Raw genomic sequence first — 20,569 nt, forward strand, 5'->3', positions numbered from 1 at the left:
AAAAAAGAGCCGCAATTGCGGCTCTTTTTTTGCCCTTACTTCAGGGCCTGGATGAACTGCGGATCGCTGTACAGTTCCTTCAGCAGATCGCGCAGCATCGGGTTATAGGCATTGACCGCATTCGGAATCGCAATGAAACCGAAGAAGCTGCTGCTCCACTGGCTGCTGACATTCTTGGTCGCATCGTAAACCACATTCTGGCCGTTGAGCAGGGTGAAGCGTGCCGCGAGTTGGCCTTCGCCTGTGCCCATGCCGGCCGACAGATTGTTTTTCACCACCAGCACTTTCAGCTGACGCTGGGCTTGCGGATCAAGCAGGCCGGCCTTGCGCAGTTCTTCAGTGATCGCGTCCTGGATGTGCGCCGGGATGCTGCCGGACGGCGAGCGCACCGGGTTGGCCCGCACGGTCAGCGAACCTTCGCCGGACTCGGCAGTTACCTGCGGATTGTTGATCGCGTGCAGGGGCGGGGTCTGCTTGAGCTTCTGAACATTTTCGAAGCTCGGCTCATAGCGGGTCATGGTCATGCCACAACCTTGCAGCAGCACTGCCAGCATCGGGATCAACAACAGAGACTTTTTCACGGCGTTTCCTTGCGTGAGGAATAAAGGGGGGCGAATTATGGGCAGAGTGCCATCATTGAGCAACCGACTTCGCCCGTGAAGCGCTCAGTGCTTCAGCAGATTCTCGATCTGCGCCAGTTCCCAGGTACTGAGCAGATTCACCGGGTCGGTGCCGTAACGGCTGTTGAAATGCCATTCACGGCCATCCGGGGCGTGGCAATGTTCACAGTGATGCAAGCGCCCACCTTCAACATCCAGCAACAGGCGCCAGCCCTCGATATCGACCGCAACCAGTCCGGCATCACCGGGCGCCTCTAATCTGTTGAACATCAGCACACCCAGCGCAGCCTCGCGCAAGCGCTGGCAAACGTCGCGGGCGGTCAGCAATGCAGTCATGGTCAAACTCGGTGGAGGCACAAGCGCGTCAGGATAATTCGCGCGGCGACGGGTGTCAGCGATCACTGGCCCGATCCCGGACAATTCCGTAACATCCGCCCCCACTTTTTTACGAACATCAGCGGCCGCGCTCGTCGGCCGTCAGTCAGGTAAGCCATGAAACCACAACGTCTGCGCGCCGATGTCCTGGCCGGACTCACCACCTCGTTCGCCCTGTTGCCCGAATGCATTGCGTTCGCGCTGGTGGCGCATCTCAATCCGCTGATGGGCCTGTACGGCGCCTTCATCATTTGTACGCTGACTGCGCTGTTCGGCGGGCGGCCGGGAATGGTCTCGGGGGCGGCGGGTTCGATGGCGGTGGTGATCGTCGCGCTGGTGGTGCAGCACGGCGTGCAATACCTGCTGGCAACGGTGTTGCTCGGCGGGCTGATCATGATGGCGTTCGGGCTGCTGCGCCTGGGCAAACTGGTGCGCATGGTGCCGCACCCGGTGATGCTCGGCTTCGTCAACGGCCTGGCGATCATCATTGCGCTGGCGCAACTGGAGCATTTCAAGAGCGGCGAACACTGGCTCAGCGGCACGCCGTTGTACCTGATGACCGGGCTGGTGTTGCTGACCATGGCCATCGTCTACATTCTGCCGCGCCTGACCCGCGCGGTCCCACCGGCACTGGTGGCGATCCTCGGCGTGGGCCTGCTGGTCTACCTGTGCGGCCTGCCGACGCGCACCCTCGGCGACATGGCGCACATCGCCGGCGGCCTGCCGAGCTTCGCGCTGCCGGACATCCCGTGGACGCTGGAAACCCTGCGGATCATCGCCCCGTACGCGATTCTGATGGCGTTGGTCGGTCTGCTGGAAACTTTGCTGACGCTGAACCTTACCGACGAAATCACCGAAACCCGTGGCTACCCGGATCGCGAATGTGTAGCGCTGGGCGCGGCGAACATGGTCTCCGGCGCGTTCGGTGGCATGGGTGGTTGCGCGATGATCGGCCAGACCGTGATCAACCTCAGCTCCGGCGGCCGTGGGCGGTTGTCCGGTGTGGTGGCGGGGGTGCTGATTCTGCTGTTCATCCTGTTTCTGTCGCCGCTGATCGAGCGCATTCCGCTGGCGGCGCTGGTGGGGGTGATGTTCGTGGTCTCGCAGCAAACCTTCGCCTGGGCCTCGTTGCGGGTGTTGAACAAAGTGCCGCTCAACGATGTGCTGGTGATCATCGCCGTGACCAGCATCACCGTGTTCACCGATCTGGCCACCGCCGTGCTGTGCGGGATCATCATCGCCGCGCTGAATTTCGCCTGGCAGCAGGCCCGCGAGTTGTACGCCGATGAGCATCTGGAAGCCGACGGCAGCAAACTCTATCGCCTGCACGGCACGCTGTTTTTCGCCTCGACCACGCCGTTCCTCAACCAGTTCAACCCGGCCAATGACCCGGCCCGGGTGACCCTGGATTGCCGGCATTTGAGTTTTGTCGATTACTCGGCGATCGCCGCGTTGAAGACCTTGCGTGAGCGTTACGCCAAGGCCGGCAAGGAACTGCAAGTGTTTCATCTGTCCGAGCGCTGCAAAAAGCTGCTCAAGCGCGCGGGCGTCGAACACCACTGACCCCCTGTAGGAGCTGCCGCAGGCTGCGATCTGTTGATCTTGTCTATTAAAAGATCAAAAGATCGCAGCCTGCGGCAGCTCCTACAGAGGCGGTCGGGTTATCGGGCGAACTTCTTCGCTCCGGCTACGCAGAGAATGACGCCCAGCGTCACCACCAGCATGCCGACACTCACCTGTTCATGCAGCAACGTCGCCGCCAGCGCCAGACCGAAAAACGGTTGCAGCAATTGCAGTTGCCCGACTGCCGCAGTCCCGCCCTGAGCCAGGCCGCGATACCAGAACACGAAGCCGATCAGCATGCTGAACAGCGCCACATAGGCCAGGCACATCCAGGCCGACAGGCTGATGTGGTTGAACGAGGCGGGCGCCAGCCACAGGCTGAGCAACGCCATCACCGGCAGCGACAACACCAGCGCCCAGCAGATCACCTGCCAGCCGCCCAGGACTCGCGACAGTTTCGCGCCTTCGGCATAACCCAGGCCGCAGGCCAGAATCGCCGCGAGCATCAGCAGGTCGCCGGCGGGCGAGGTGGTCAGGCCCTGCGAGAGGGCGAAGCCAACGACCAGCGAGCTGCCGAGAATCGAGAACATCCAGAACACCGGTCGCGGGCGCTCGCCGCCACGTAGCACGGCAAAAATCGCCGTCGCCAGTGGCAGTAATCCGACAAACACAATCGAATGTGCCGACGTTACGTGTTGCAGTGCCAATGCCGTCAGTAGGGGAAAACCCAGCACCACACCCAACGCCACAATCAACAACGACCACCACTGATCGCGTGTCGGACGCCTTTCGCGAAACAGCCACAACAGAACCACTGCCAACACGCCGGCAATGGCCGCGCGCGCCACGGTGAGAAACACCGGATCGAATTCCAGCACCGCCAGACGCGTGGCTGGTAATGATCCGCTGAAAATCACCACGCCAATAAAGCCATTGATCCAGCCGCTGGTTTTTTCCTCGGTCGGGTTAACCAGGTTCGACGTCCGTTCCATACAGGGTCACGCTCAAAAGATGGGTTGCTTTCGAGTCATCCTGGGGCTGAGAATCAGCACAATCAAATAATTGTCATGGATACATCCGGCATGCCACGCTCGCGCTACAAGACCCTCGTCGATGCCTATGCCGCGGACATTCGCGCTGGGCGTCTGGCGCCCGGAACGCGCCTGCCCACCCACCGGGAACTGGCGGCCAGTGCTGGCTTGGCGCTGGTCACCGCGTCGCGGGTGTACGCCGAGCTTGAGGCGATGGGACTGGTCAGCGGCGAAACCGGACGCGGGACGTTTGTCCGCGAAACCTCGCTGGCGCCGGGGCAGGGCATCGACCAGAAAGACGTGGCGGTCGGCATGATCGACCTCAATTTCAACTATCCGTCGCTGCCCGGTCAGGCCGATCTGTTGCGTACGGCGCTGCGTCAACTGGCACTGTCCGGTGATCTGGAAGCCCTGCTGCGGTATCAGCCCCACGCCGGGCGCCAGCATGAGCGCGCCTCGATTGCGCGGCATTTGCTGGATCGCGGAGTGCAGGTCGATGCCGCGCAAGTGCTGATCGTCAACGGTGCCCAGCAAGGGTTGGCGGTGACGCTGATGGCCTTGCTCAAACCCGGCGATGTGATTGCAGCGGACGCACTGACCTATTCCGGCTTCAAGGTGCTGGCCGAAGCGCTGCATCTGGAAGTGGTGGCGATCCCGCCCGGTGATCACGGGCCGGACTTGGCGGCGCTGGAAAAACTTTGTCGAAGCCGCTCGGTGCGGGCCGTATACAGCATGCCGACCCTGCACAATCCTCTGGGTTGGGTGACGCCGATCGAACAGCGCGAGCAATTGGTCGCGCTCGCCCGCCGCCATGATCTGACGCTCATCGAAGACGCAGCCTACGCCTTTCTGGTGGAAAACCCACCGCGTACCTTGGTCGATCTGGCACCGGAGCGCACGGTGTACGTGTCGGGACTCTCGAAGAACATTGCCACTGGGCTGCGCGTCGGTTTCATCGCCGCGCCGCTGCACACGGTGCCGGCGCTGGAGCGCATCATTCGTGCCACCACCTGGAACACCCCCGGGGTGATGACCGCGATGGCTTGCGGCTGGCTCGACGACGGCACCGTCACTCTGCTGGAGCAACAGAAACGCGACGACGCCAAGGCCCGGCAAGCCCTCGCCGCCGAGTTGCTGCGAGGGCTGACTTGCATCGGTCATCCATCCTCCTATTTTTTGTGGCTGCCGCTGCCGGAAGACGTGCGCGCCGATCAGATGGTGGTGGAATTGATGCACCGGCAGATTTCGGTGACCACCGCCGAGCCGTTCGCGGTGTCGACACATGTGCCGCATGCGATTCGGCTGGCGCTGGGGTCGGTGCCGCTGGATGTCTTGCGTCAGGCATTGATCACCGTCAGAAAGGTCATCGGCGCTTATCTGTAAAAACACCTGCTGTGAAATACCCCTGTGGCGAGGGAGCTTGCTCCCGCTGGGTGCGAAGCACCCCCTACGGTGAGCCTGCTGCATGGATCAGCGGGAGCAAGCTCCCTCGCCACAAAGTGATAGCCTTGCCTCATTTGCATCACACCGTTCTGGAACGCCCGATGAAAAACACCGCTGCATTGCTTCTTGTCTTGACCGCCACCGCCGTTTTGTTCAGCTCGACCACCCACGCCGCCGGCGATCCCGCCGCCGGTGAAAAGATCTTTCCGCGACTGTGCGGCGGCTGCCATCAGGTCGGGCCGGATGCGCGCCCCGGGTTCGGCCCGCAACTCAACGGCATCATCGGTCGACCGGCCGGGACTTCGGCCAATTACGTGTATTCCGACGCGATGAAAAATTCCGGCAAGACTTGGGATCGCGAAACGCTGACCGCGTATCTGAAGGACCCCAAGGGCGTGGTGCCAGGCACGCGAATGATTTTCTGGGGGCTGAGTGACGAGCAGAAAATCGATAACTTGCTGGCGTATCTGCAGCAATTCGCCAACTAAAGAGTTTTTTCGGCCTGCGCGGCAAACCACTGCATGACCATTGCGCATGCCGGCTGCGAAGCCGCCGCCGGTTGCAGGCACAGCGCGTAAATTCCACCCGTCTTCAGCGGTGGTCCGAACGGCACCACCAACACTCCGCGCTCGATGGACTCTGCCGCGAGCGTCATGTCGGTCACCGCCACGCCCAGGCCTCGCGCCGCCGCATCCAGTGCCAGTTCATCGAGGTTGAACGGAATGTGCCGGTAACTTTCCAGCGGCTTGCCGCCGTTGGCCGCCAGCCATTCAATCCAGGCCTGGCGATCGGCAGAGCGATGCAGCAAGGCGAACCCCAGCAAGTCTTCGACCGAGTGCGGCGCGTTTGCCAGGTTGGGCGAACAGACGGGCACCAGCGTTTCCTCGAACAGCGTCAGGCAATCCGCGTCATGGTTTGGCTGCGGCAAGTAAAGAATGTAGGCGTCGCTGTCACTGGCCGGTTCCACCACCTCTGTAGCGACGGTTTCTATCGCCAGCGAGACCTCGGGGTGGCTGAGGTAGAAGTCGTTTAGTCTGGGCAGCAGCCAGCGCACCGCCAGTGACACATGCATGCGAATGCGGAACGGGCGTAGCTGCGGAACAAGGCGTTCTTCGAGGGTTTTCAGTTGTTCAAGAATGCTGACGGCGCTGGCCAGTACCTGTTCGCCTTCCGCGGTCAGGCGCAGGCTGCGGCTGGTCCTGATGAACAGCGCAACGCTGAAGTGGCTTTCCAGTTGCTGGATCTGCCGGCTCACCGCGCTTTGGGTCAGGCACAGCTGTTGCGCGGCTTGGGTGAAGCTGGCGCAACGGGCGACTTCAACCAGCGTCTGCATGGCTTGCAGGGAGGGCACGTGGCGGATTTTATCCATGCGTTTTCAGAATGGCTCGATGATTTTATAACGCTGGTTGGGCCGGCCAAGACCTTATAGATTTTAGCTCTGGCGGCGAATTTTGCGTTTTCTCCATGCGATTCACGCATGAGCAGAGGTGAAAGGCAAGCCGTGCAACGACAGTCGAATGAGGTCAGCAATGGAAAACGTATGTGGCTGGATCGCCCAGGCCGGCAGCTCGCCGGAGCGCGGTCGTCTGAGCGGTGCGCAGAAAGCCGATTGGCTGGTTATCGGCGCTGGCATCACCGGCCTCAGCGCCGCGCACAACCTGGCACACCTGCACCCGCAGGCACGGATCGTGGTGGTTGACCGCCAGCGTGCGGCGCAGGGCGCTTCGGCGCGTAACTCGGGGTTCGTCGTGGCCCACGAACATCCAGCCGACAGTGAATTGATCGGCGCGCCAGGCTTTGCCGGGTTCGACATCGACACGGCGATTTCCCGTGCCGCCAGCGACGCGGTGCGTCAGGCCATCGCGCAACATGCCATTGATTGCGACTTTCGCGACAACGGCTATTTCTTTGCCGTCAGCGACGCCGCCAAGCTCAGCCAGGTCGACGCCAAACTGGCGACCTTGCGCGCCCTCGGTGCCCGCGCAGAATTTCTCCAGGGCGATGCGCTGGCGCAGAAACTCGGCACCCGGCACTACGCGGCGGGGATCTGGTGCGGCAACGGCAATGCGTTGTTGCAACCGGGCAAATACGTGAAGGGCCTGCTCAATGCGCTACCGGGCAATATCAGCGTTTACGAGCACACCGACATCAGCAGTCTGGAGCGCATCAGCCACGGCCGGCTGCGAGCCAACGCGGTGGGTGGCAGCGTCGAGGCCAAGCGGGTGCTGGTGTGTCTGAACGCATTCATTCCCCGGGTCGGCATTCATGACAGCGCGACCTTCCCGATGGAACTCAGCGCCAGCCTCACCCGGCCGCTCAGCGATGAGGAATTCAAGGCCATCGGCGCCGTCGAGCCGTGGGGCGTGCTCTCGACCCGGCCGCTGGGCGCCACGGTGCGCCTGACCCCGGACCGCCGGGTGATGATCCGCAACACCGCCGAATACCGCACCCGCGATTTATCCGAAAGCCAATTGCTGCTGCGCCGTGAACATCATGTCCGTGGTCTGCAACGACGCTTCCCGTTCCTCGGCGCGCAAGACATCCAGTACACCTGGACCGGCCATTTGAGCGCGACCCGCAGTGGTCAGGCATTTTTTCAGAAGGTGGAAGAGGGCGTGTTTGCCGTCGCCGGTTGCAACGGTTCCGGGGTGGCGCGCGGCACGCTGTGGGGCCGCTTGCTGGCGGAACTGGCGTCCGGCGTCGATTCACCGTTGCTGCAATCGGTGATGCAACGGGCCGAACCCGGTTGGCTCCCACCGCGACCTTTTTTCGACATCGGTGCCATGCTGCGCATGCGCGTGGAGGCCGTCAGGGCCAGAACAGAAATCTGAAGTTTCGCCTACCGCACAACAACAAAAGCCACTCAACACAGGTGACAGACCATGCGCATCCACCCACTTTCCCTGGCAGTCCTGCTCGCGACCAGCGCGGCCGCTTGTGCCGACGAAACCGTGAACATCTCCAACTGGAACAGCTACATCGCCCCGGACACCCTGGCCAATTTCACCCAGGCCACGGGGATCAAGACCACCTACGACATTCACGACAGCAACGAAGTGCTGGAGTCGAAGTTGATGACCGGCAACACCGGTTATGACGTGGTCAGTCCGTCGAACCATTTTCTGTCGCGACTGATCAAGGCCGGCGCGATTCAGAAACTCGACCGGTCGCAACTGCCGAACTGGAAAAACCTCGACCCGGTGCTGCTGCAAAAGCTTCAAGTCAACGATCCCGGCAACCAGTACGGCTACCCCTACATGTGGGGCACCGCCGGCATCGGTTACAACGTCGAGAAGATCAAGGCGATCTTCGGCAACACCGATGTCACGCAGTCATGGGACTTTTTCTTCAACGAAGAAAACATCAAGAAGCTCAGCCAGTGCGGCGTGGCGTTCATCGACAACCCGACCCAGGTGCTGCCGATCACGCTCAACTATTTGCACTTGCCAGCACACAGTCATGAACCGGCGGACTACAAGCAGGCCGAACAACAATTGCTGAAGATTCGCCCGTACATTCAGTACTTCCATGCTTCGAAGTACATCAGCGACCTGGCTAACGGCAACGTCTGCGCGGTGATCGGCTTCAACGGCGACATCGTTCAGGCTGCCGCCAGCGCCAGGGAAGCGAAGAATGGCATCAACATCGCCTATTCGATCCCGAAAGAAGGCACGACCCTGTGGTTCGACATGGTGGTCATGCCGAAAAACGCGCCGCACGAAAAGAACGGCTACGCCTACATGAACTACCTGCTCGACCCCAAAGTGGTGGCGAACATCAGCAACAGCATTCACTACGCCAATCCCAATGCGGCGGCCGAGCAGTACCTCAACGCGGACGTGAAGCAGGATCCGGCGATCTATCCGCCCAAGGACGTGATGCAACGGCTGTTCACCGTCGAAGAGCTGCCGGCGGCGATTGCACGGTTGTCGACGCGGTTGTGGACCAAGTTGAAGACCAATACCTGAGTTAGCTCGTTTGATCCGGGTCAGGCCCGCAAGCCTGACTCGCCAGCGCGTACGGGATTCAAGAAATGCGGGTGGCGGGCGATACGACTGTCACCCATGTTCTGGATTCTGGCTGATATGAAGAAGATTCTCGGTATTGTTTGTGCGCTGGCAATGCTCTCTGGTTGCGTAACCAAAAACCTCAGCACTGAAGACCGCCAGCAGATCAAAACCCTGAAGGTGTTGCCGGTGTTTGTTGCGCTCGACAATTTTCAGTACACCAGCATGACTCAGGCCTGGGGTGCAGGCCTGGGCGCGGGTGCCGGTGCAGCAACCGGCATGGCGGCCGGTACATCCTCTGCAGGTACAGCCGCACTGACAGGCGCAGGCTCCGTGGCCGGCACTAAAACCGGCGATGTGCTGACCGGCGATATTTCCCGAGCGATCCAGAACAACATGAAAGCCAACGGTATCGACCTGAGTCAGTTGATCCGCCAGAGTTTCGTCAAACGCATCCAGCAGGAACGAGCCTTCACTGTCGTGGGTGAGGGCGAGCAGGCTGATGCCGAGGTGGAAATCCTCGTGATGCAGTGGGGGCTGTCCCTGAAGAACTACAGCACTGTGCTGTACCCGGTTATCGGCGCCAATGCTTCCATCAAACGCAACGGTTCTGCGGTGTGGCGTAACTTCGAAACCATTTCAGTGTTCAACGACGCCAACACTATCGCCTATACACCGGAGCAATATGCGACCGACCCCGAGGCATTGCGCACGGCGTTCACCCATGTTTCCGATCTGGTGATGAAAAAGCTTGTCGATGACTTGAAACCTTGATTTTCGGCGAGGACAACTCGACTCATTGCACCTCGCTGTGATCGCTGATCAAGCCACCTGATTACGGCCCGCCGCTTTCGCCTGATACAGCTGTTGATCGGCACGTTTGATCAACATCGTGTGGCTGTTGTCCGCCGGATCGGCCAGCGCGACGCCAATGCTCACCGTGACCTGCCCGATATGCGGGAAGTGCGCTTGGGCCACGGCGACACGGATCTTTTCGGCGACCACCTCCGGTGTATCGGGCTGGGCGACTTCCGGCAGCAGTACGGCGAATTCCTCGCCGCCGTAACGCGCGACGAAGTCGGTGGCGCGCACGCTGACCTGGATGAGTTGCGCCAACTGTTGCAACACGTCGTCGCCAATCGCATGGCCGTAGGTGTCGTTGACGCGCTTGAAGTGATCGGCGTCGATCAGCAGCAGCGCAAACGGTCGCCCGGTGCGGCGGAACAGCAGGCTGTACTCGCTGAGTTTTTCGTCGAAGCGGCGGCGGTTGTATACGCCGGTCAGGGCATCGTGGGTCGCCAGATTCAACAGTTCGGCGTTGGCCTGCATCAGTGCGGCAGTGCGCTGGGCGACGGTGGCTTCCAGTGAGGCGTTGGCTTCCTGCAGTTCGCGTTCCTTGGCCAGCAGCGACCGAGTCATGGCGTCGAGCGACTGCCCAAGCTGGGCGATTTCCCGCACCGGGTGCTGCAGCGGGAAGTGTGCACCGGGCTGCTGGTTCTGCACCTGTTTGGCCGAGTGCGCAAGTTGCTCGATCGGCCGGCTCAGGTACTGCGCCAGATAGTACGCCACCAGTCCGAACGCCACGGCGGCGGCCACACCCAGCAGCAACAATCTATAAAGCAGCAGGCGCGCCGGCTCCAGCGCGGTGTCCAATGGTTGGCGCACGGCAATCGACCACGACAGCGCGGTACTCGAAGGTGTCGGTACGGTGACCATGCTGGTCAGGTAACCGTTGCCGACCGACCAGCCCGGCAACTTCGACTCATTCACCGCCAGTTGCTGGCCCATCAGCGCTTCCGGGTACAGCACCTTGCCGTCGTGATCGATGATCAGCGCTTCGATATCCGGTGATGCATTTTTATGCGAGAGCGCTGCCGACTCGACAATGCGCGTCACCCAGCTCCAGTGCGCGTGCGCGCCCAGCACGCCAATCACCTGGCCGTCGGCGTTGCGGATCGGCGCGGCGAAGTCGATGAAACGCAGCGGTTCGCCGTTGGGCGTGCCCGGTAGCAGTTTGGCCAGCAACACCGCTTCGTGCGGATCACCGGTGTACTCACCGCGCAGGCCCGCCTGGAACCATGGCCGCTGCTGCACCGATTGCCCGACCAGCAAATTATTCACCGCTTGATGCACATGCCCTTCGGCGTCGGTCACGCCCATCCACGCGTATTCGGCACGGGCCTGGGTGCGCAATTGCATCGACTTGAGAATCGCCGGGTTGTCGAGATCGCCGCGTTCCAGATGCGGCGCACGGCTGAGCAGGTAAACCTCCAGTTGACGCTCGCGCAACTGATCACCGAGCAACGTCGCCGCCGAACGTGCGGTATTGAGCAGCGCATTACCACTGGCCTGTTTCATCTGTTCGGTGGCGATATGACCGACATAGAAGCCGACGCTCACCAGGGTCAGCAGGGACAAACCGGCGAACCAGAGGGTCAAGTGGCTTCGCAGACTGGCTTTGAGCATGGGCAGGCGAATTCTGTTCTGAAGGTGTGGCCGCATGGTATGCGCATTCGGCGTCAGGCTGCCAGTCGGCCGATTCGGGCAATGGCTGTCGGAGGTTTCGCCCACGCTCTGCAAGGCCTCACCATTTCTGACGCTTGGAGGTGAAAAAAACACGATTACCAAACGTCGAGATGAAAAAAGCCCGGCTGATCAGGCCGGGCTTTCTTTGACTGCTTTAGAACCGTTATTTCAGGCGTTGCGGCTTTCGATCAGACGATCCGAGCCACCTTCGGCCACACGACGTTCCAGCAGACGATCCGAACCACCTTCGGCCACACGACGTTCCAGCAGACGGTCCGAGCCACCTTCAGCCACGCGACGTTCCAGCAGACGGTCCGAACCACCTTCGGCGACGCGGCGCTCCAGCAGACGATCCGAACCCCCTTCAGCCACACGACGTTCCAGCAGACGATCCGAGCCACCTTCAGCCACACGGCTTTCAATCAGCTTGTCCGAGCCGCCTTCAGCGACCTGGGTGTGAGCGGGTGTTGCTGCAAAAGCGTTAACTGCAAGAACCGAGAAAGCGATGCCGAGGATGGTTTGGCGTTTCATGATCGTGTGCTCCGGGGTGTATTGGGTTGGTATGGAGCCGATGTTACGCCGCGGATTTTTTATGAGAACTTCATTGACGTGATGGTGACTATCGACGCCAGCGATGTGTGCCGCAACTGTTGATCTAGAGCTTCTGCTCCCTGATACACAGCTCTCCGCTGGCGCGGGTCAGGGCCAGATCATGCAGTGCATCATGGCTCAGACCCTGCCGTGCCTTGGCCAGCCAGACCGGGCAATTCGGGTCGCGGCGATACGGCGCGAAGTCGGCGTACTGGCGCAGCAGGCGGGTTTGCAACTCGTCCAGGCGCGGGCGAATCTGCCTGGCCAGATCCGGTCGCGGAGTATCCGGCGCCGCACCGGCCGCCTGCCATTGCGCGAGCAGTCCGTACTGCACCAGTTTGTTCGCCTCCATTTGCGCGGCGATCAACTGGGCGACGTCTTCGGGGTCGAGCTGGTGTTCGGTCGCCAAAGTGCGGGCATTGGCGATGACCTGAGCTTCACGCGGGCTGTCCTGAATCGGCTTGCCGCTGTCCCATTTGGTCAGGGCGACGAGGTCGCCGATGTTCAGGCGTTCATTCAGGGTTGCCAGCAAGGGACGCAACGATTCGGCGGGGGCAGGGGCCTCGGCGGCGCCAGCAATGTGGCTGAAAACCACCAGCAGGGAACAGGTCAGGGCATTTCGCAACGGGGTCATGGGCAGGCGCGTTCCATGGAAAATAGTGCCGCCATTTAAGCCTTGAGCAGAGTCGATGTCGACCGACTTTAACCCGCGCATCTAGCGTAATATCCATCGCATCTGCCACCCCGAGACGGATCTTCAATGCAAACCCCTGCCACCAGCAAACCCCTCTGGCAAACCTACCTGCTGTTCCTTGCGCCGATGGTGCTGTCCAACTTCCTGCAATCGATGTCGGGCACGGTCAACAGCATTTATATCGGGCAGATGCTCGGTACGCAGGCGTTGGCGGCAGTGTCGGGAATGTTTCCGATCATCTTTTTCTTCATCGCGCTGGTGATCGGCCTGGGTGCGGGGGCCGGGGTGTTGATCGGTCAGGCGTGGGGCGCCCGTGAGGCGCACATGGTCAAGGCGATCGCCGGGGCAACGCTGTTGCTGGGGGTATTGATCGGCTTGCTCGCGGCGGTGCTCGGCAGTGTGTTTGCGCGGCAGGCGTTGCAGGGGCTGGGGACGCCGGCGGATGTGCTGGACGATGCCGTGGCGTATGCGCACGTGATGATGTGGATTCTGCCGTCGATGCTGGTGTTTGTGCTGTTCACGCAATTGTTGCGGGGTGTCAGTGACACCGTGTCGCCCCTGCTGGCGTTGATCGTATCGACCTCGGTCGGGCTGGCGCTGACCCCGGCGTTGATCCGTGGCTGGTTCGGTTTGCCCCAGCTGGGAATCCAGAGCGCCGCTTACGCCGGTCTCGCCGGCAACCTGTCGGCAATGGCGTGGCTGGCGTGGCGGCTGATTCGCAAGCACCATCCGCTGGCGCCGGACCGCGAGTTCTTCGCGGCACTGCGGCTGGACGCGGCGATTCTCGGCAAGGTGCTGCGCATCGGCCTGCCGACTGGGGTGCAGATGATCGTGTTGTCGCTGTCGGAGCTGGTGATCCTGGCACTGGTCAACCAGCATGGCTCACAGGCGACGGCGGCCTATGGCGCGGTGACACAGATCGTCAACTACGTGCAGTTCCCGGCTTTGTCGATTGCCATCACCGCCTCGATCCTTGGCGCCCAGGCCATCGGTGCCGGACGACTGGAGCGCATGGGGCCGATTCTGCGCACCGGGCTGTTGATCAACGTGTGCCTGACCGGTGGCTTGATCGTGCTCGGCTATCTGCTGTCGCATTGGTTGCTGGGACTGTTCCTGACCGAAGACTCGACCCGGGCGATGGCTGAGCACTTGCTGCACATCATGTTGTGGAGCCTGCTGGTGTTTGGTTTCCAGGCGATCATCGGCGGCATCATGCGCGCCAGCGGCACGGTGCTGGTGCCGGTCGTCATTGCAATTGTCTGTGTGGTCGGCGTGCAGTTGCCGGCGGCTTACTGGCTGGACGGGCAGTACGGTTTGCAGGGTGTGTGGATGGCGTTTCCGGTGGCGTATCTGGGCATGCTGGTGTTGCAGACGCTGTATTACAAACTGGTCTGGCAGCATCAGAAGATCGAGCGGCTGGTCTGACGGGGTTGGTGAGGCTGAGCGACCTGAGCCCGGCGGACAGGTGACATGGCGCAACCGCGGGTTGTTTGCTTAAGTCAATCGAGGTCTTGAAGGTTTGCCCTGTCCGGAGAATCCCATGCGCGCTCGATTCACCGCTGCGGCACTGTTTGCCTGCCTGGGCGTCATCTCTTGCGCGCAGGCGGCTGAATACAACCGCGTCAACACCGCGGCAAGCCAGATCAGCTTTACGTACAACCAGATGGGATCTCGCGTGTACGGCACCTTCGGCAAGTTCGAGGCGACGCTGGACTTCGACACCCATAATCCCGCCAATGCCCGCACTACGCTGCACATCGATCTCAACAGCATCGACGCCGGCAGCGAGGACGCCAATGCCGAACTGGTGAAGCCGGCGTGGTTCGATACTCAAAGATTTCCCGTTGCGGTCTTCGAGTCGACCGGTTTTACCCAGGTCGAGCCAAACCGCTACCTGCTTACCGGCCGACTCACCGTCAAAGGCATGACCCGGGAAGTGCAGGTGCCAGTGCAACTGAAACCGGGCAGCGCGATCGGCATTTTCGACGGTGAGTTGGTGCTCAAGCGCGATGATTTCGCGCTCGGTGCGGGGGAGTGGGCCGACTCCATTGTTTCCAACGAAATTGACATCAAGTTCAAGGTGGTGGCGCCACAGCAGTGACGCCACCGCTGGCGATCAATACGCGCGCCAGTGTCCCGGTGCCCAGCGCCACTCACGGCCATCCCAGCGATAGTGGCCGGCGACCCAGTGGTAGCCGGGTGCTGGCATGACCGGCACGACTTCAACCGGTGGTGGCGGTCGATGCGGCCGGGCCGGCTCGACGATGCAGCCGGACAAGGTGATCGCGACCAGAGAGGCAACGAGCAGGGTTTTCAGGTTTCGCGACATGGTGATCTTCCCGGTAGATGAGTTGTTTTTGCCGAGCAGGTTCAGCGGGCCCAGTGGCCTTCAACCCAGTACCAGTTAGGCCCACGTGCCTGCCAGTGACCTGGTCGCCAGTGCCCGCCATACCTCATCGGTTGCCAATGGCCGGGCGTCCACACGTAGCCGCGTCCTTCCCAGCGCCAGTGGCCCTGATCCCAGACATAACCGGGGCGCGGGCCGGGCATCACTTCCATGCGCATCGGCGGTGGGGCTTGCTGAATGTAGACCGGGGGTTGGGCAAACACCGGGGTGCTGGCCAGCGCTGCCAGCGTCAGCGGTACCAGCAACAAGGCTTGCCGCCATTTCAACAGTGAACGCAAAACGCTCATGACAACTCCTCAAGGCCTGCGTGGAAAAAGTCAACGCAGCTGAAGAATTGGACGCCAAATCGGCGAAAGATCCGCTCTGCAGCAGATGAAATTTTCTTCAGCTCAACCCCCACCTTCCCTGTAGGAGCTGCCGCAGGCTGCGATCTTTTGATCTTGCTTCTATAAAGCCAAAAGATCGCAGCCTGCGGCAGCTCCTACATAAAGCGGGTGGCGGGACGGGGTATGATGTCGCGGTTTTCCGCCGGAGTTCAGCTGTCATGCCACGCATCACCCACTACAAAACCCCATGCCCCGAAAGCGTCAACAGCCAGATTCTGCAACTGGTGGTCGACTACCTGACCGACATCAGCGCAGTCGGTCTCGGCCCGAGCAATCTGCTGTACAACGTCTATCAGTACGCGGTCGGTTATGAGGTGCATCTGTATCTGGAAGCGCTGAACGGCGAGAAGGGCACCGAGGTTGAATTGCTGGTGGCGACGGCCGAAGACGACCCGGAGCAGGTCACCGGTTTCCTTTTGTACCTGCCGGTGCAAGGCGATTGGGAGGCCTGCAGCGTCGCCTACATGGCCGTGCGCGAAGGCTATCGGCGCCAGGGTGTGGCGCGGGCGATGATTGGCGAGATGATCAGCCGTTATCCGCACGCCGAGCTGACCTGCAGCGTCGGCAAGGTGCCGTACTTCGAGGCACTGGGCTTCGAGGTGATTGGCGCTCGCGAAACCCAGGTGCTGATGAGCACCCGGCATTACCGCAGCAACGGCCTGCGCGGTTTTATCGACACCACGCCGATCTATCGCTCGCTGGAAGTGCAGCAGATCCACACCTACCTGCTGCAGAAAAATGGCAAGCGCGCGATGCTCGATGCCGAGAAACAGCGCGACCGGCATCTGGATCAAACTACTCGTCACGTCGAAGAATTTGTCCGTCAGCGCCTGACGCTGCACTGAGTCCGGCGCAAAAAACGGACAAAAAAAGAGCCTCAAGGCTCTTTGATGGGGAGAAGTAGAGCCATGAGGCTCAAGCTGCGCATGAAACAGGGAACAGGCTTGATTTGGGGTTCAGAACACCCGTTCCCTACGCAGGCGCTCAGGAGTGAAGCGCCTGCGTAGCTTCATCATGGGAACGTGCGGGACCTGACTCAAGTACCGCTAGTCGCACGGGCGGCGGCCCGTTCCACCATCGCGATGATGGTGGCGAACAACTCGTCCTTCGCTTGCCCGGCACTGATTTCAGCGCTGGCGGCGGCATTCGACAACGCCTCGGCGGCACCGAGCATCGCGCGCAAACCGGCCTGAGTGATTTGCCCGCCAGCAGCCAGCGGTTGCAGCACACTGCGGCACTTTTCGAGGAAGATCGCCTCGTAGTCACGCTTGATCTTTTCCAGCTCCGGCGTGCTGCCCAGCGCGGCAATCACCCCCGGGATCTCATTGCCCTGCAATAACACGCAATCGACGTACGCCGTGGCGATCACCGTCGCGGTGTCGATCAGCGTTGGCGGGCACTGGTCGATCGCTGCATCCATCACCGCAGTCTGGCGAGTATCGAAGTCGCGATACAGCGCCGCGAGCAAGCCCGAGCGAGTGGTGAAGTGGTCGTAGACCACCGGTTTGGTCACCCCGGCCTTGTCCGCCAGATAACCCAGGGTCAGGGCATCGGTGCCCTCGGCCCGAATGATCTGCCAGGCGACGTCGAGCAACTGGCGGTTGCGATCTTCGCGCGACAGGCGACGTCGCGGTTGGGCAGGGGAATCAGCTTCGGTCATTTCTGTGGTTGACATCGGTTATATACCAAACGTAACTTACTGTTCGTAACTTACCAAGAGTATATAGCCCTTGGTCAGCGCAAACTTACAGGAGAATTCCCATGCATGCATTGATTGTTGTGGCGCATCACGAGCCGCGTTCGCTGACCCACAGCGTAGCGATGCAGATTGCCGAAGGCTTGACCCGCGCCAACCCCGCCAATACCTGGGAAATCGCCGATCTGCACGCCGAGGGGTTTCAGCCGGTGTTCGGCGCAGCCGATTTCGCCGTGCATCACCGTGAGGCGCTGCCGCCAGCCGACGTACTGGCGGAACAGGCACGGATTGACCGGGCCGACGCCCTGGTGCTGGTATTCCCGGTGTACTGGTGGTCGATGCCGGCGCTGCTCAAGGGCTGGATTGATCGGGTGTTCAGCAACGGCTGGGCATTTGATTTCGCCGGCGACCTCAAGCATGTGAAGAAGCTGCAGCGCCTGCGCGTGCATCTGGTCGGCCTCGCTGGCGCGGATGAGCGCGCCTACGAGCGTCACGGTTATGGGCCGGCGATGAAGGCGCAGATCGAACACGGGATTTTCGATTACAGCGGGGCGACAGTGGTCAGTTCGACGCTGATGGTGGAATCGGAAGTGCGTGACCCGCAGGAACATCTGCAGACGGCACGGCACATCGGCGCCCAGATGTTCACCTGAGTCGCACCTCCTGTAGGAGCTGCCGAAGGCTGCGATCTTTTGATCTTGTTTTTAGAAAATCAAAAGATCGCAGCGTGCCGCAGCTCCTACAGGTCAGCGGGCGCCGGGCCAGCCGGCCTTGGCGAGGGCGGCGAGCAGCGTTTCTGAATCCAGCCCCGGTACCGCATGCCCGTTGCCTGCGGTGCTGTCACTGGCGAGCAGGGCGTTGATGATCGCTTCTTCAACCGCTTCGGTGGCGGCGAGGAACAGCTCGCTGATGTGGTCGTTGTTGACCATGCGCAAGCCGTCGCAGGTCGGCGCGCCTTTGCCCTCGTAGGCGGCGGGCGGCACCTGTTCGTTGCCGGTGGCGAAGGCGATGAAGATGTCACCGCTGTGGTCTTCGTTGCCACCGCCGCTGCGCGCCAGACCGAGGCTGGCGCGTTGCGCCAGGCGCGTGCATTGATGTGGCAGCAGCGGTGCGTCAGTGGCCAGGCAGACCACGATCGAACCCATGCCCGGATGCGGCAGCGAAGCACGCAGGAACGGCGAATCGACCTGCTCCATGTGGCGGCCCACCGGATAACCGTCGACCCGCAACTCGCTGCGAATACCGTGGTTGGCCTGGACGATCGCGCCCACCGTCCAGCCGCCTTGAGCGCGGCTCAAACGCCGTGACGCGCTGCCGATGCCGCCCTTGAATTCATGGCAGATCATGCCACTGCCGCCACCCACGGCACCTTCTTCGACGGCGCCGTCATGCGCGGCACTCAGCGCCTCGGCGACATGCTCCGGCTTGACGTGAAAACCGTTGATGTCGTTGAGCAGACCATCGAAGGTTTCCAGCACCACCGGCATGTTCCAGTAGAGACGGCCGTCGTCCGGTTGCTGCTGGCGATCCAGCGCAATCAACGCATCGCGCACCACGCCGAGGCTGTGGGTGTTGGTGAAGGCGATGGGACTGGTCAACAGCCCGGCTTCGCGAATCCACTCAAGGCCGGTGGCGTCGCCATTGCCGTTGAGCACATGCACCCCGGCGAAACACGGTTGCTGGTTGGTCGATCCGCGGCGCGGCTCGATCACTGTGACGCCGGTGCAGATGTCTCGTCCGGCCGCGCTGCGGCCACGCACGTTACTGTGGCCGACGCGCACGCCGGGGACATCGGTGATGGCGTTGAGGGGGCCGGGTTGCAACTGGCCGATGCGGATGTTGAGGTCACGGGCACGGGGTTTCATGGATTGTCTCTCTATAAAAATCTGAAGGACTCACGGACCTTGTAGGAGTGAGCCTGCTCGCGATGGCGTCTTTGAATTCAACATCTCTGTTGACTGGCTCACCGCCATCGCGAGCAGGCTCACTCCTACAAGGGAAATGTGTTGGGATTACTGGCCGTTCTTGACCTTGCTCCACACCCGCGTGCGCACCCGTTCGATGGCTTTGGGCAGTGGTTCAAGGGTGTACAGGGTCGCCATCGCCGCAGCGGACGGGTAAACCGCCGGGTTATTGCGCGTGGCCTCGGCCACCAGCGGGGTTGCGGCGCGGTTGCCGTTGGGATAGGTCAGGTGATCACTGACCGGCGCGATCACTTCCGGGCGCAGCAGGTAGTCGATGAACGCCAGACCCTGAGTACGGTTCGGCGCATCCTTGAGCAATACCAGCGTGTCGAACCACACCGGCGCGCCTTCCTTGGGCAGGCTGTAGGCGATCTTCACGCCGTTGTTGGCCTGTTCGGCGTTGGTCTTGGCTTCGAGCATCGCCCCGGACCAGCCCACCGCTACGCAGATGTTGCCGTTGGACAGGTCACTGATGAATTTCGACGAGTTGAAGTAGGCGATGTGCGGGCGCAATTTGAGCAGCAGCGCTTCGGCTTTCTGATAGTCCTCGGGGTTGGTGCTGTTGGGCGGCAATCCCAGGTAATGCAGGGCGACCGGGAGCATTTCCGACGGCGAGTCGAGCATCGCCACCCCGCACTGGCCGAGCTTGGCGAGGTTTTCTTCCTTGAACACCAGATCCCACGAATCCAGCGGTGCCTTGTCGCCGAGTGCGGCGCGCACTTTGTCGACGTTGTAGCCGATGCCATTGGTGCCCCACAGATACGGCACGGCGTATTGATTGCCGGGGTCGTTATTGGCCAGTTTGCTCAGCAGATCGCTGTCCAGATTCTTCCAGCCCGGCAGCTGATCGCGGGGCAGCGGGGCGAGGGCGCCGGCCTTGATCAGCGTCGGCAGGCTGAAGTTGCTCGCCACCACCACGTCGTAACCGCTGCGGCTGGTCAGCAGTTTGCCTTCGAGCACTTCGGCGCTGTCGAAAGTGTCGTAAACCGGTTGAATGCCGCTGTCGCGCTTGAAGTCGGCCAGGGTGGTGGGGCCGATGTAGTCGTACCAGTTGTAGACGTGCACGCTCGGTGCATCGGCGGCACTGGCGGCGGATGCGATGCCAAAACAGGCGAGCAGGCCAAGCTTGATGCCCCGGTTGATATAGCCACGACGACAACGCATGATGCGGCACTCCTGGCCTGCGGCAGGCCGGTGATTGACAGGAGTGCTCAGCCTATCGGGGCGGGCACGCCTGACCCATTCCCATCATGGGTTACTCAAAAG

22 protein-coding genes are annotated in these 20,569 nt (G+C 61.5%); 10 read left to right on the plus strand and 12 right to left on the minus strand.

Annotation, left to right across the window (positions count from 1 at the left end):
- Positions 1 to 35: 35 nt before the first annotated feature.
- Together ACIOUG_RS08385 and ACIOUG_RS08390 are read right to left on the minus strand one after the other, a co-directional pair.
- Positions 36 to 581, minus strand: a complete 546-nt coding sequence (locus ACIOUG_RS08385) for a hypothetical protein (protein ID WP_401064259.1) — start codon at positions 579 to 581, stop codon at positions 36 to 38.
- 84 nt (positions 582 to 665) lie between these two features.
- Complete coding sequence (locus ACIOUG_RS08390; RefSeq protein ID WP_401064262.1) at positions 666 to 956, minus strand: hypothetical protein; 291 nt, start codon at positions 954 to 956, stop codon at positions 666 to 668.
- A gap of 156 nt (positions 957 to 1,112) precedes the next feature.
- Between ACIOUG_RS08390 and ACIOUG_RS08395 the strand changes: the two genes are divergently transcribed.
- A complete protein-coding gene (locus ACIOUG_RS08395; RefSeq protein WP_401064265.1) occupies positions 1,113 to 2,558 on the plus strand; it encodes a SulP family inorganic anion transporter in 1,446 nt (481 codons plus the stop codon).
- 98 nt (positions 2,559 to 2,656) lie between these two features.
- Here ACIOUG_RS08395 and ACIOUG_RS08400 read toward each other — a convergent pair whose 3' ends face one another.
- Entirely contained in the window at positions 2,657 to 3,550 is an 894-nt protein-coding gene (locus ACIOUG_RS08400) for a DMT family transporter (protein ID WP_401064268.1), read from the minus strand.
- Positions 3,551 to 3,640: 90 nt separating this feature from the next.
- Between ACIOUG_RS08400 and ACIOUG_RS08405 the strand changes: the two genes are divergently transcribed.
- Positions 3,641 to 4,972 (plus strand): PLP-dependent aminotransferase family protein, encoded by a 1,332-nt coding sequence (locus ACIOUG_RS08405; protein ID WP_401064270.1) that lies wholly within the window; start codon positions 3,641 to 3,643, stop codon positions 4,970 to 4,972.
- A gap of 161 nt (positions 4,973 to 5,133) precedes the next feature.
- Positions 5,134 to 5,520 (plus strand): c-type cytochrome, encoded by a 387-nt coding sequence (locus tag ACIOUG_RS08410; protein ID WP_401064273.1) that lies wholly within the window; start codon positions 5,134 to 5,136, stop codon positions 5,518 to 5,520.
- On the opposite strand, the gene ACIOUG_RS08415 is transcribed toward ACIOUG_RS08410, so the two are convergent.
- Positions 5,517 to 6,401: a LysR substrate-binding domain-containing protein gene (locus ACIOUG_RS08415; protein ID WP_401064275.1), complete on the minus strand. Its 885-nt coding sequence runs from the start codon at positions 6,399 to 6,401 to the stop codon at positions 5,517 to 5,519. The two genes, ACIOUG_RS08410 and ACIOUG_RS08415, sit on opposite strands and share 4 nt — an antisense overlap.
- 160 nt (positions 6,402 to 6,561) lie before the next feature.
- On the opposite strand from ACIOUG_RS08415, the gene ACIOUG_RS08420 reads away from it, so the two are divergent.
- The 3 genes from ACIOUG_RS08420 to ACIOUG_RS08430 all read left to right on the plus strand — a co-directional run bounded on the left by ACIOUG_RS08420 (position 6,562) and on the right by ACIOUG_RS08430 (position 9,813).
- Positions 6,562 to 7,863 (plus strand): NAD(P)/FAD-dependent oxidoreductase, encoded by a 1,302-nt coding sequence (locus tag ACIOUG_RS08420; RefSeq protein WP_401064278.1) that lies wholly within the window; start codon positions 6,562 to 6,564, stop codon positions 7,861 to 7,863.
- A gap of 51 nt (positions 7,864 to 7,914) precedes the next feature.
- Positions 7,915 to 9,000: a polyamine ABC transporter substrate-binding protein gene (locus ACIOUG_RS08425; protein WP_401064281.1), complete on the plus strand. Its 1,086-nt coding sequence runs from the start codon at positions 7,915 to 7,917 to the stop codon at positions 8,998 to 9,000.
- A gap of 96 nt (positions 9,001 to 9,096) precedes the next feature.
- Positions 9,097 to 9,813: a hypothetical protein gene (locus tag ACIOUG_RS08430; protein WP_401064284.1), complete on the plus strand. Its 717-nt coding sequence runs from the start codon at positions 9,097 to 9,099 to the stop codon at positions 9,811 to 9,813.
- Between the two features lie 48 nt (positions 9,814 to 9,861).
- Here ACIOUG_RS08430 and ACIOUG_RS08435 read toward each other — a convergent pair whose 3' ends face one another.
- From ACIOUG_RS08435 to ACIOUG_RS08445, 3 genes are all read right to left on the minus strand, one after another.
- Positions 9,862 to 11,505 (minus strand): diguanylate cyclase, encoded by a 1,644-nt coding sequence (locus ACIOUG_RS08435; RefSeq protein ID WP_401064285.1) that lies wholly within the window; start codon positions 11,503 to 11,505, stop codon positions 9,862 to 9,864.
- A 228-nt stretch (positions 11,506 to 11,733) separates the two neighbouring features.
- Entirely contained in the window at positions 11,734 to 12,096 is a 363-nt protein-coding gene (locus ACIOUG_RS08440) for a hypothetical protein (RefSeq protein WP_401064288.1), read from the minus strand.
- Between the two features lie 124 nt (positions 12,097 to 12,220).
- Positions 12,221 to 12,790, minus strand: a complete 570-nt coding sequence (locus ACIOUG_RS08445; protein ID WP_401064290.1) for a chorismate mutase — start codon at positions 12,788 to 12,790, stop codon at positions 12,221 to 12,223.
- A gap of 126 nt (positions 12,791 to 12,916) precedes the next feature.
- Between ACIOUG_RS08445 and ACIOUG_RS08450 the strand changes: the two genes are divergently transcribed.
- Both ACIOUG_RS08450 and ACIOUG_RS08455 read left to right on the plus strand, forming a co-directional pair.
- Entirely contained in the window at positions 12,917 to 14,275 is a 1,359-nt protein-coding gene (locus tag ACIOUG_RS08450) for an MATE family efflux transporter (RefSeq protein WP_401064293.1), read from the plus strand.
- Positions 14,276 to 14,390: 115 nt separating this feature from the next.
- Positions 14,391 to 14,951: a YceI family protein gene (locus ACIOUG_RS08455; protein ID WP_401064295.1), complete on the plus strand. Its 561-nt coding sequence runs from the start codon at positions 14,391 to 14,393 to the stop codon at positions 14,949 to 14,951.
- A 15-nt stretch (positions 14,952 to 14,966) separates the two neighbouring features.
- Here the strand turns inward: ACIOUG_RS08455 and ACIOUG_RS08460 are convergent, their stop codons facing one another.
- Both ACIOUG_RS08460 and ACIOUG_RS08465 read right to left on the minus strand, forming a co-directional pair.
- Positions 14,967 to 15,179: a hypothetical protein gene (locus ACIOUG_RS08460; RefSeq protein ID WP_401064298.1), complete on the minus strand. Its 213-nt coding sequence runs from the start codon at positions 15,177 to 15,179 to the stop codon at positions 14,967 to 14,969.
- Positions 15,180 to 15,220: 41 nt separating this feature from the next.
- A complete protein-coding gene (locus tag ACIOUG_RS08465; protein ID WP_401064299.1) occupies positions 15,221 to 15,544 on the minus strand; it encodes a YXWGXW repeat-containing protein in 324 nt (107 codons plus the stop codon).
- 257 nt (positions 15,545 to 15,801) lie between these two features.
- On the opposite strand from ACIOUG_RS08465, the gene ACIOUG_RS08470 reads away from it, so the two are divergent.
- Positions 15,802 to 16,488, plus strand: coding sequence for a GNAT family N-acetyltransferase (locus ACIOUG_RS08470; RefSeq protein WP_401064302.1), 687 nt, complete (start codon positions 15,802 to 15,804; stop codon positions 16,486 to 16,488).
- Between the two features lie 191 nt (positions 16,489 to 16,679).
- Here ACIOUG_RS08470 and ACIOUG_RS08475 read toward each other — a convergent pair whose 3' ends face one another.
- Positions 16,680 to 17,318 carry a TetR/AcrR family transcriptional regulator gene (locus tag ACIOUG_RS08475; protein ID WP_247268638.1) on the minus strand — a complete coding sequence of 213 codons (639 nt, stop codon included), beginning with the start codon at positions 17,316 to 17,318 and terminating at the stop codon, positions 16,680 to 16,682.
- An 86-nt stretch (positions 17,319 to 17,404) separates the two neighbouring features.
- Here ACIOUG_RS08475 and ACIOUG_RS08480 point away from each other — a divergent pair, with 86 nt between their 5' ends.
- Complete coding sequence (locus ACIOUG_RS08480; RefSeq protein ID WP_401064305.1) at positions 17,405 to 17,992, plus strand: NAD(P)H-dependent oxidoreductase; 588 nt, start codon at positions 17,405 to 17,407, stop codon at positions 17,990 to 17,992.
- Between the two features lie 93 nt (positions 17,993 to 18,085).
- Here the strand turns inward: ACIOUG_RS08480 and ACIOUG_RS08485 are convergent, their stop codons facing one another.
- Entirely contained in the window at positions 18,086 to 19,204 is a 1,119-nt protein-coding gene (locus ACIOUG_RS08485) for a P1 family peptidase (protein WP_401064308.1), read from the minus strand.
- Between the two features lie 147 nt (positions 19,205 to 19,351).
- Complete coding sequence (locus ACIOUG_RS08490; protein WP_401064310.1) at positions 19,352 to 20,467, minus strand: polyamine ABC transporter substrate-binding protein; 1,116 nt, start codon at positions 20,465 to 20,467, stop codon at positions 19,352 to 19,354.
- Between the last annotated feature and the right edge of the window lie 102 nt (positions 20,468 to 20,569).

This window comes from Pseudomonas sp. NPDC087803 (genome assembly GCF_044742995.1).
Classification (GTDB): domain Bacteria; phylum Pseudomonadota; class Gammaproteobacteria; order Pseudomonadales; family Pseudomonadaceae; genus Aquipseudomonas.

Coding starts and splice junctions, on each gene's coding strand:
- ACIOUG_RS08390 (WP_401064262.1), bottom strand. CDS start 956: ATGACTGCATTGCTGACCGCCCGCGACGTTTGCCAGCGCTTGCGCGAG.
- ACIOUG_RS08395 (WP_401064265.1), top strand. CDS start 1,113: ATGAAACCACAACGTCTGCGCGCCGATGTCCTGGCCGGACTCACCACC.
- ACIOUG_RS08400 (WP_401064268.1), bottom strand. CDS start 3,550: ATGGAACGGACGTCGAACCTGGTTAACCCGACCGAGGAAAAAACCAGC.
- ACIOUG_RS08405 (WP_401064270.1), top strand. CDS start 3,641: ATGCCACGCTCGCGCTACAAGACCCTCGTCGATGCCTATGCCGCGGAC.
- ACIOUG_RS08410 (WP_401064273.1), top strand. CDS start 5,134: ATGAAAAACACCGCTGCATTGCTTCTTGTCTTGACCGCCACCGCCGTT.
- ACIOUG_RS08415 (WP_401064275.1), bottom strand. CDS start 6,401: ATGGATAAAATCCGCCACGTGCCCTCCCTGCAAGCCATGCAGACGCTG.
- ACIOUG_RS08420 (WP_401064278.1), top strand. CDS start 6,562: ATGGAAAACGTATGTGGCTGGATCGCCCAGGCCGGCAGCTCGCCGGAG.
- ACIOUG_RS08425 (WP_401064281.1), top strand. CDS start 7,915: ATGCGCATCCACCCACTTTCCCTGGCAGTCCTGCTCGCGACCAGCGCG.
- ACIOUG_RS08430 (WP_401064284.1), top strand. CDS start 9,097: ATGTTCTGGATTCTGGCTGATATGAAGAAGATTCTCGGTATTGTTTGT.
- ACIOUG_RS08435 (WP_401064285.1), bottom strand. CDS start 11,505: ATGCTCAAAGCCAGTCTGCGAAGCCACTTGACCCTCTGGTTCGCCGGT.
- ACIOUG_RS08440 (WP_401064288.1), bottom strand. CDS start 12,096: ATGAAACGCCAAACCATCCTCGGCATCGCTTTCTCGGTTCTTGCAGTT.
- ACIOUG_RS08445 (WP_401064290.1), bottom strand. CDS start 12,790: ATGACCCCGTTGCGAAATGCCCTGACCTGTTCCCTGCTGGTGGTTTTC.
- ACIOUG_RS08450 (WP_401064293.1), top strand. CDS start 12,917: ATGCAAACCCCTGCCACCAGCAAACCCCTCTGGCAAACCTACCTGCTG.
- ACIOUG_RS08455 (WP_401064295.1), top strand. CDS start 14,391: ATGCGCGCTCGATTCACCGCTGCGGCACTGTTTGCCTGCCTGGGCGTC.
- ACIOUG_RS08460 (WP_401064298.1), bottom strand. CDS start 15,179: ATGTCGCGAAACCTGAAAACCCTGCTCGTTGCCTCTCTGGTCGCGATC.
- ACIOUG_RS08465 (WP_401064299.1), bottom strand. CDS start 15,544: ATGAGCGTTTTGCGTTCACTGTTGAAATGGCGGCAAGCCTTGTTGCTG.
- ACIOUG_RS08470 (WP_401064302.1), top strand. CDS start 15,802: ATGCCACGCATCACCCACTACAAAACCCCATGCCCCGAAAGCGTCAAC.
- ACIOUG_RS08475 (WP_247268638.1), bottom strand. CDS start 17,318: ATGTCAACCACAGAAATGACCGAAGCTGATTCCCCTGCCCAACCGCGA.
- ACIOUG_RS08480 (WP_401064305.1), top strand. CDS start 17,405: ATGCATGCATTGATTGTTGTGGCGCATCACGAGCCGCGTTCGCTGACC.
- ACIOUG_RS08485 (WP_401064308.1), bottom strand. CDS start 19,204: ATGAAACCCCGTGCCCGTGACCTCAACATCCGCATCGGCCAGTTGCAA.
- ACIOUG_RS08490 (WP_401064310.1), bottom strand. CDS start 20,467: ATGCGTTGTCGTCGTGGCTATATCAACCGGGGCATCAAGCTTGGCCTG.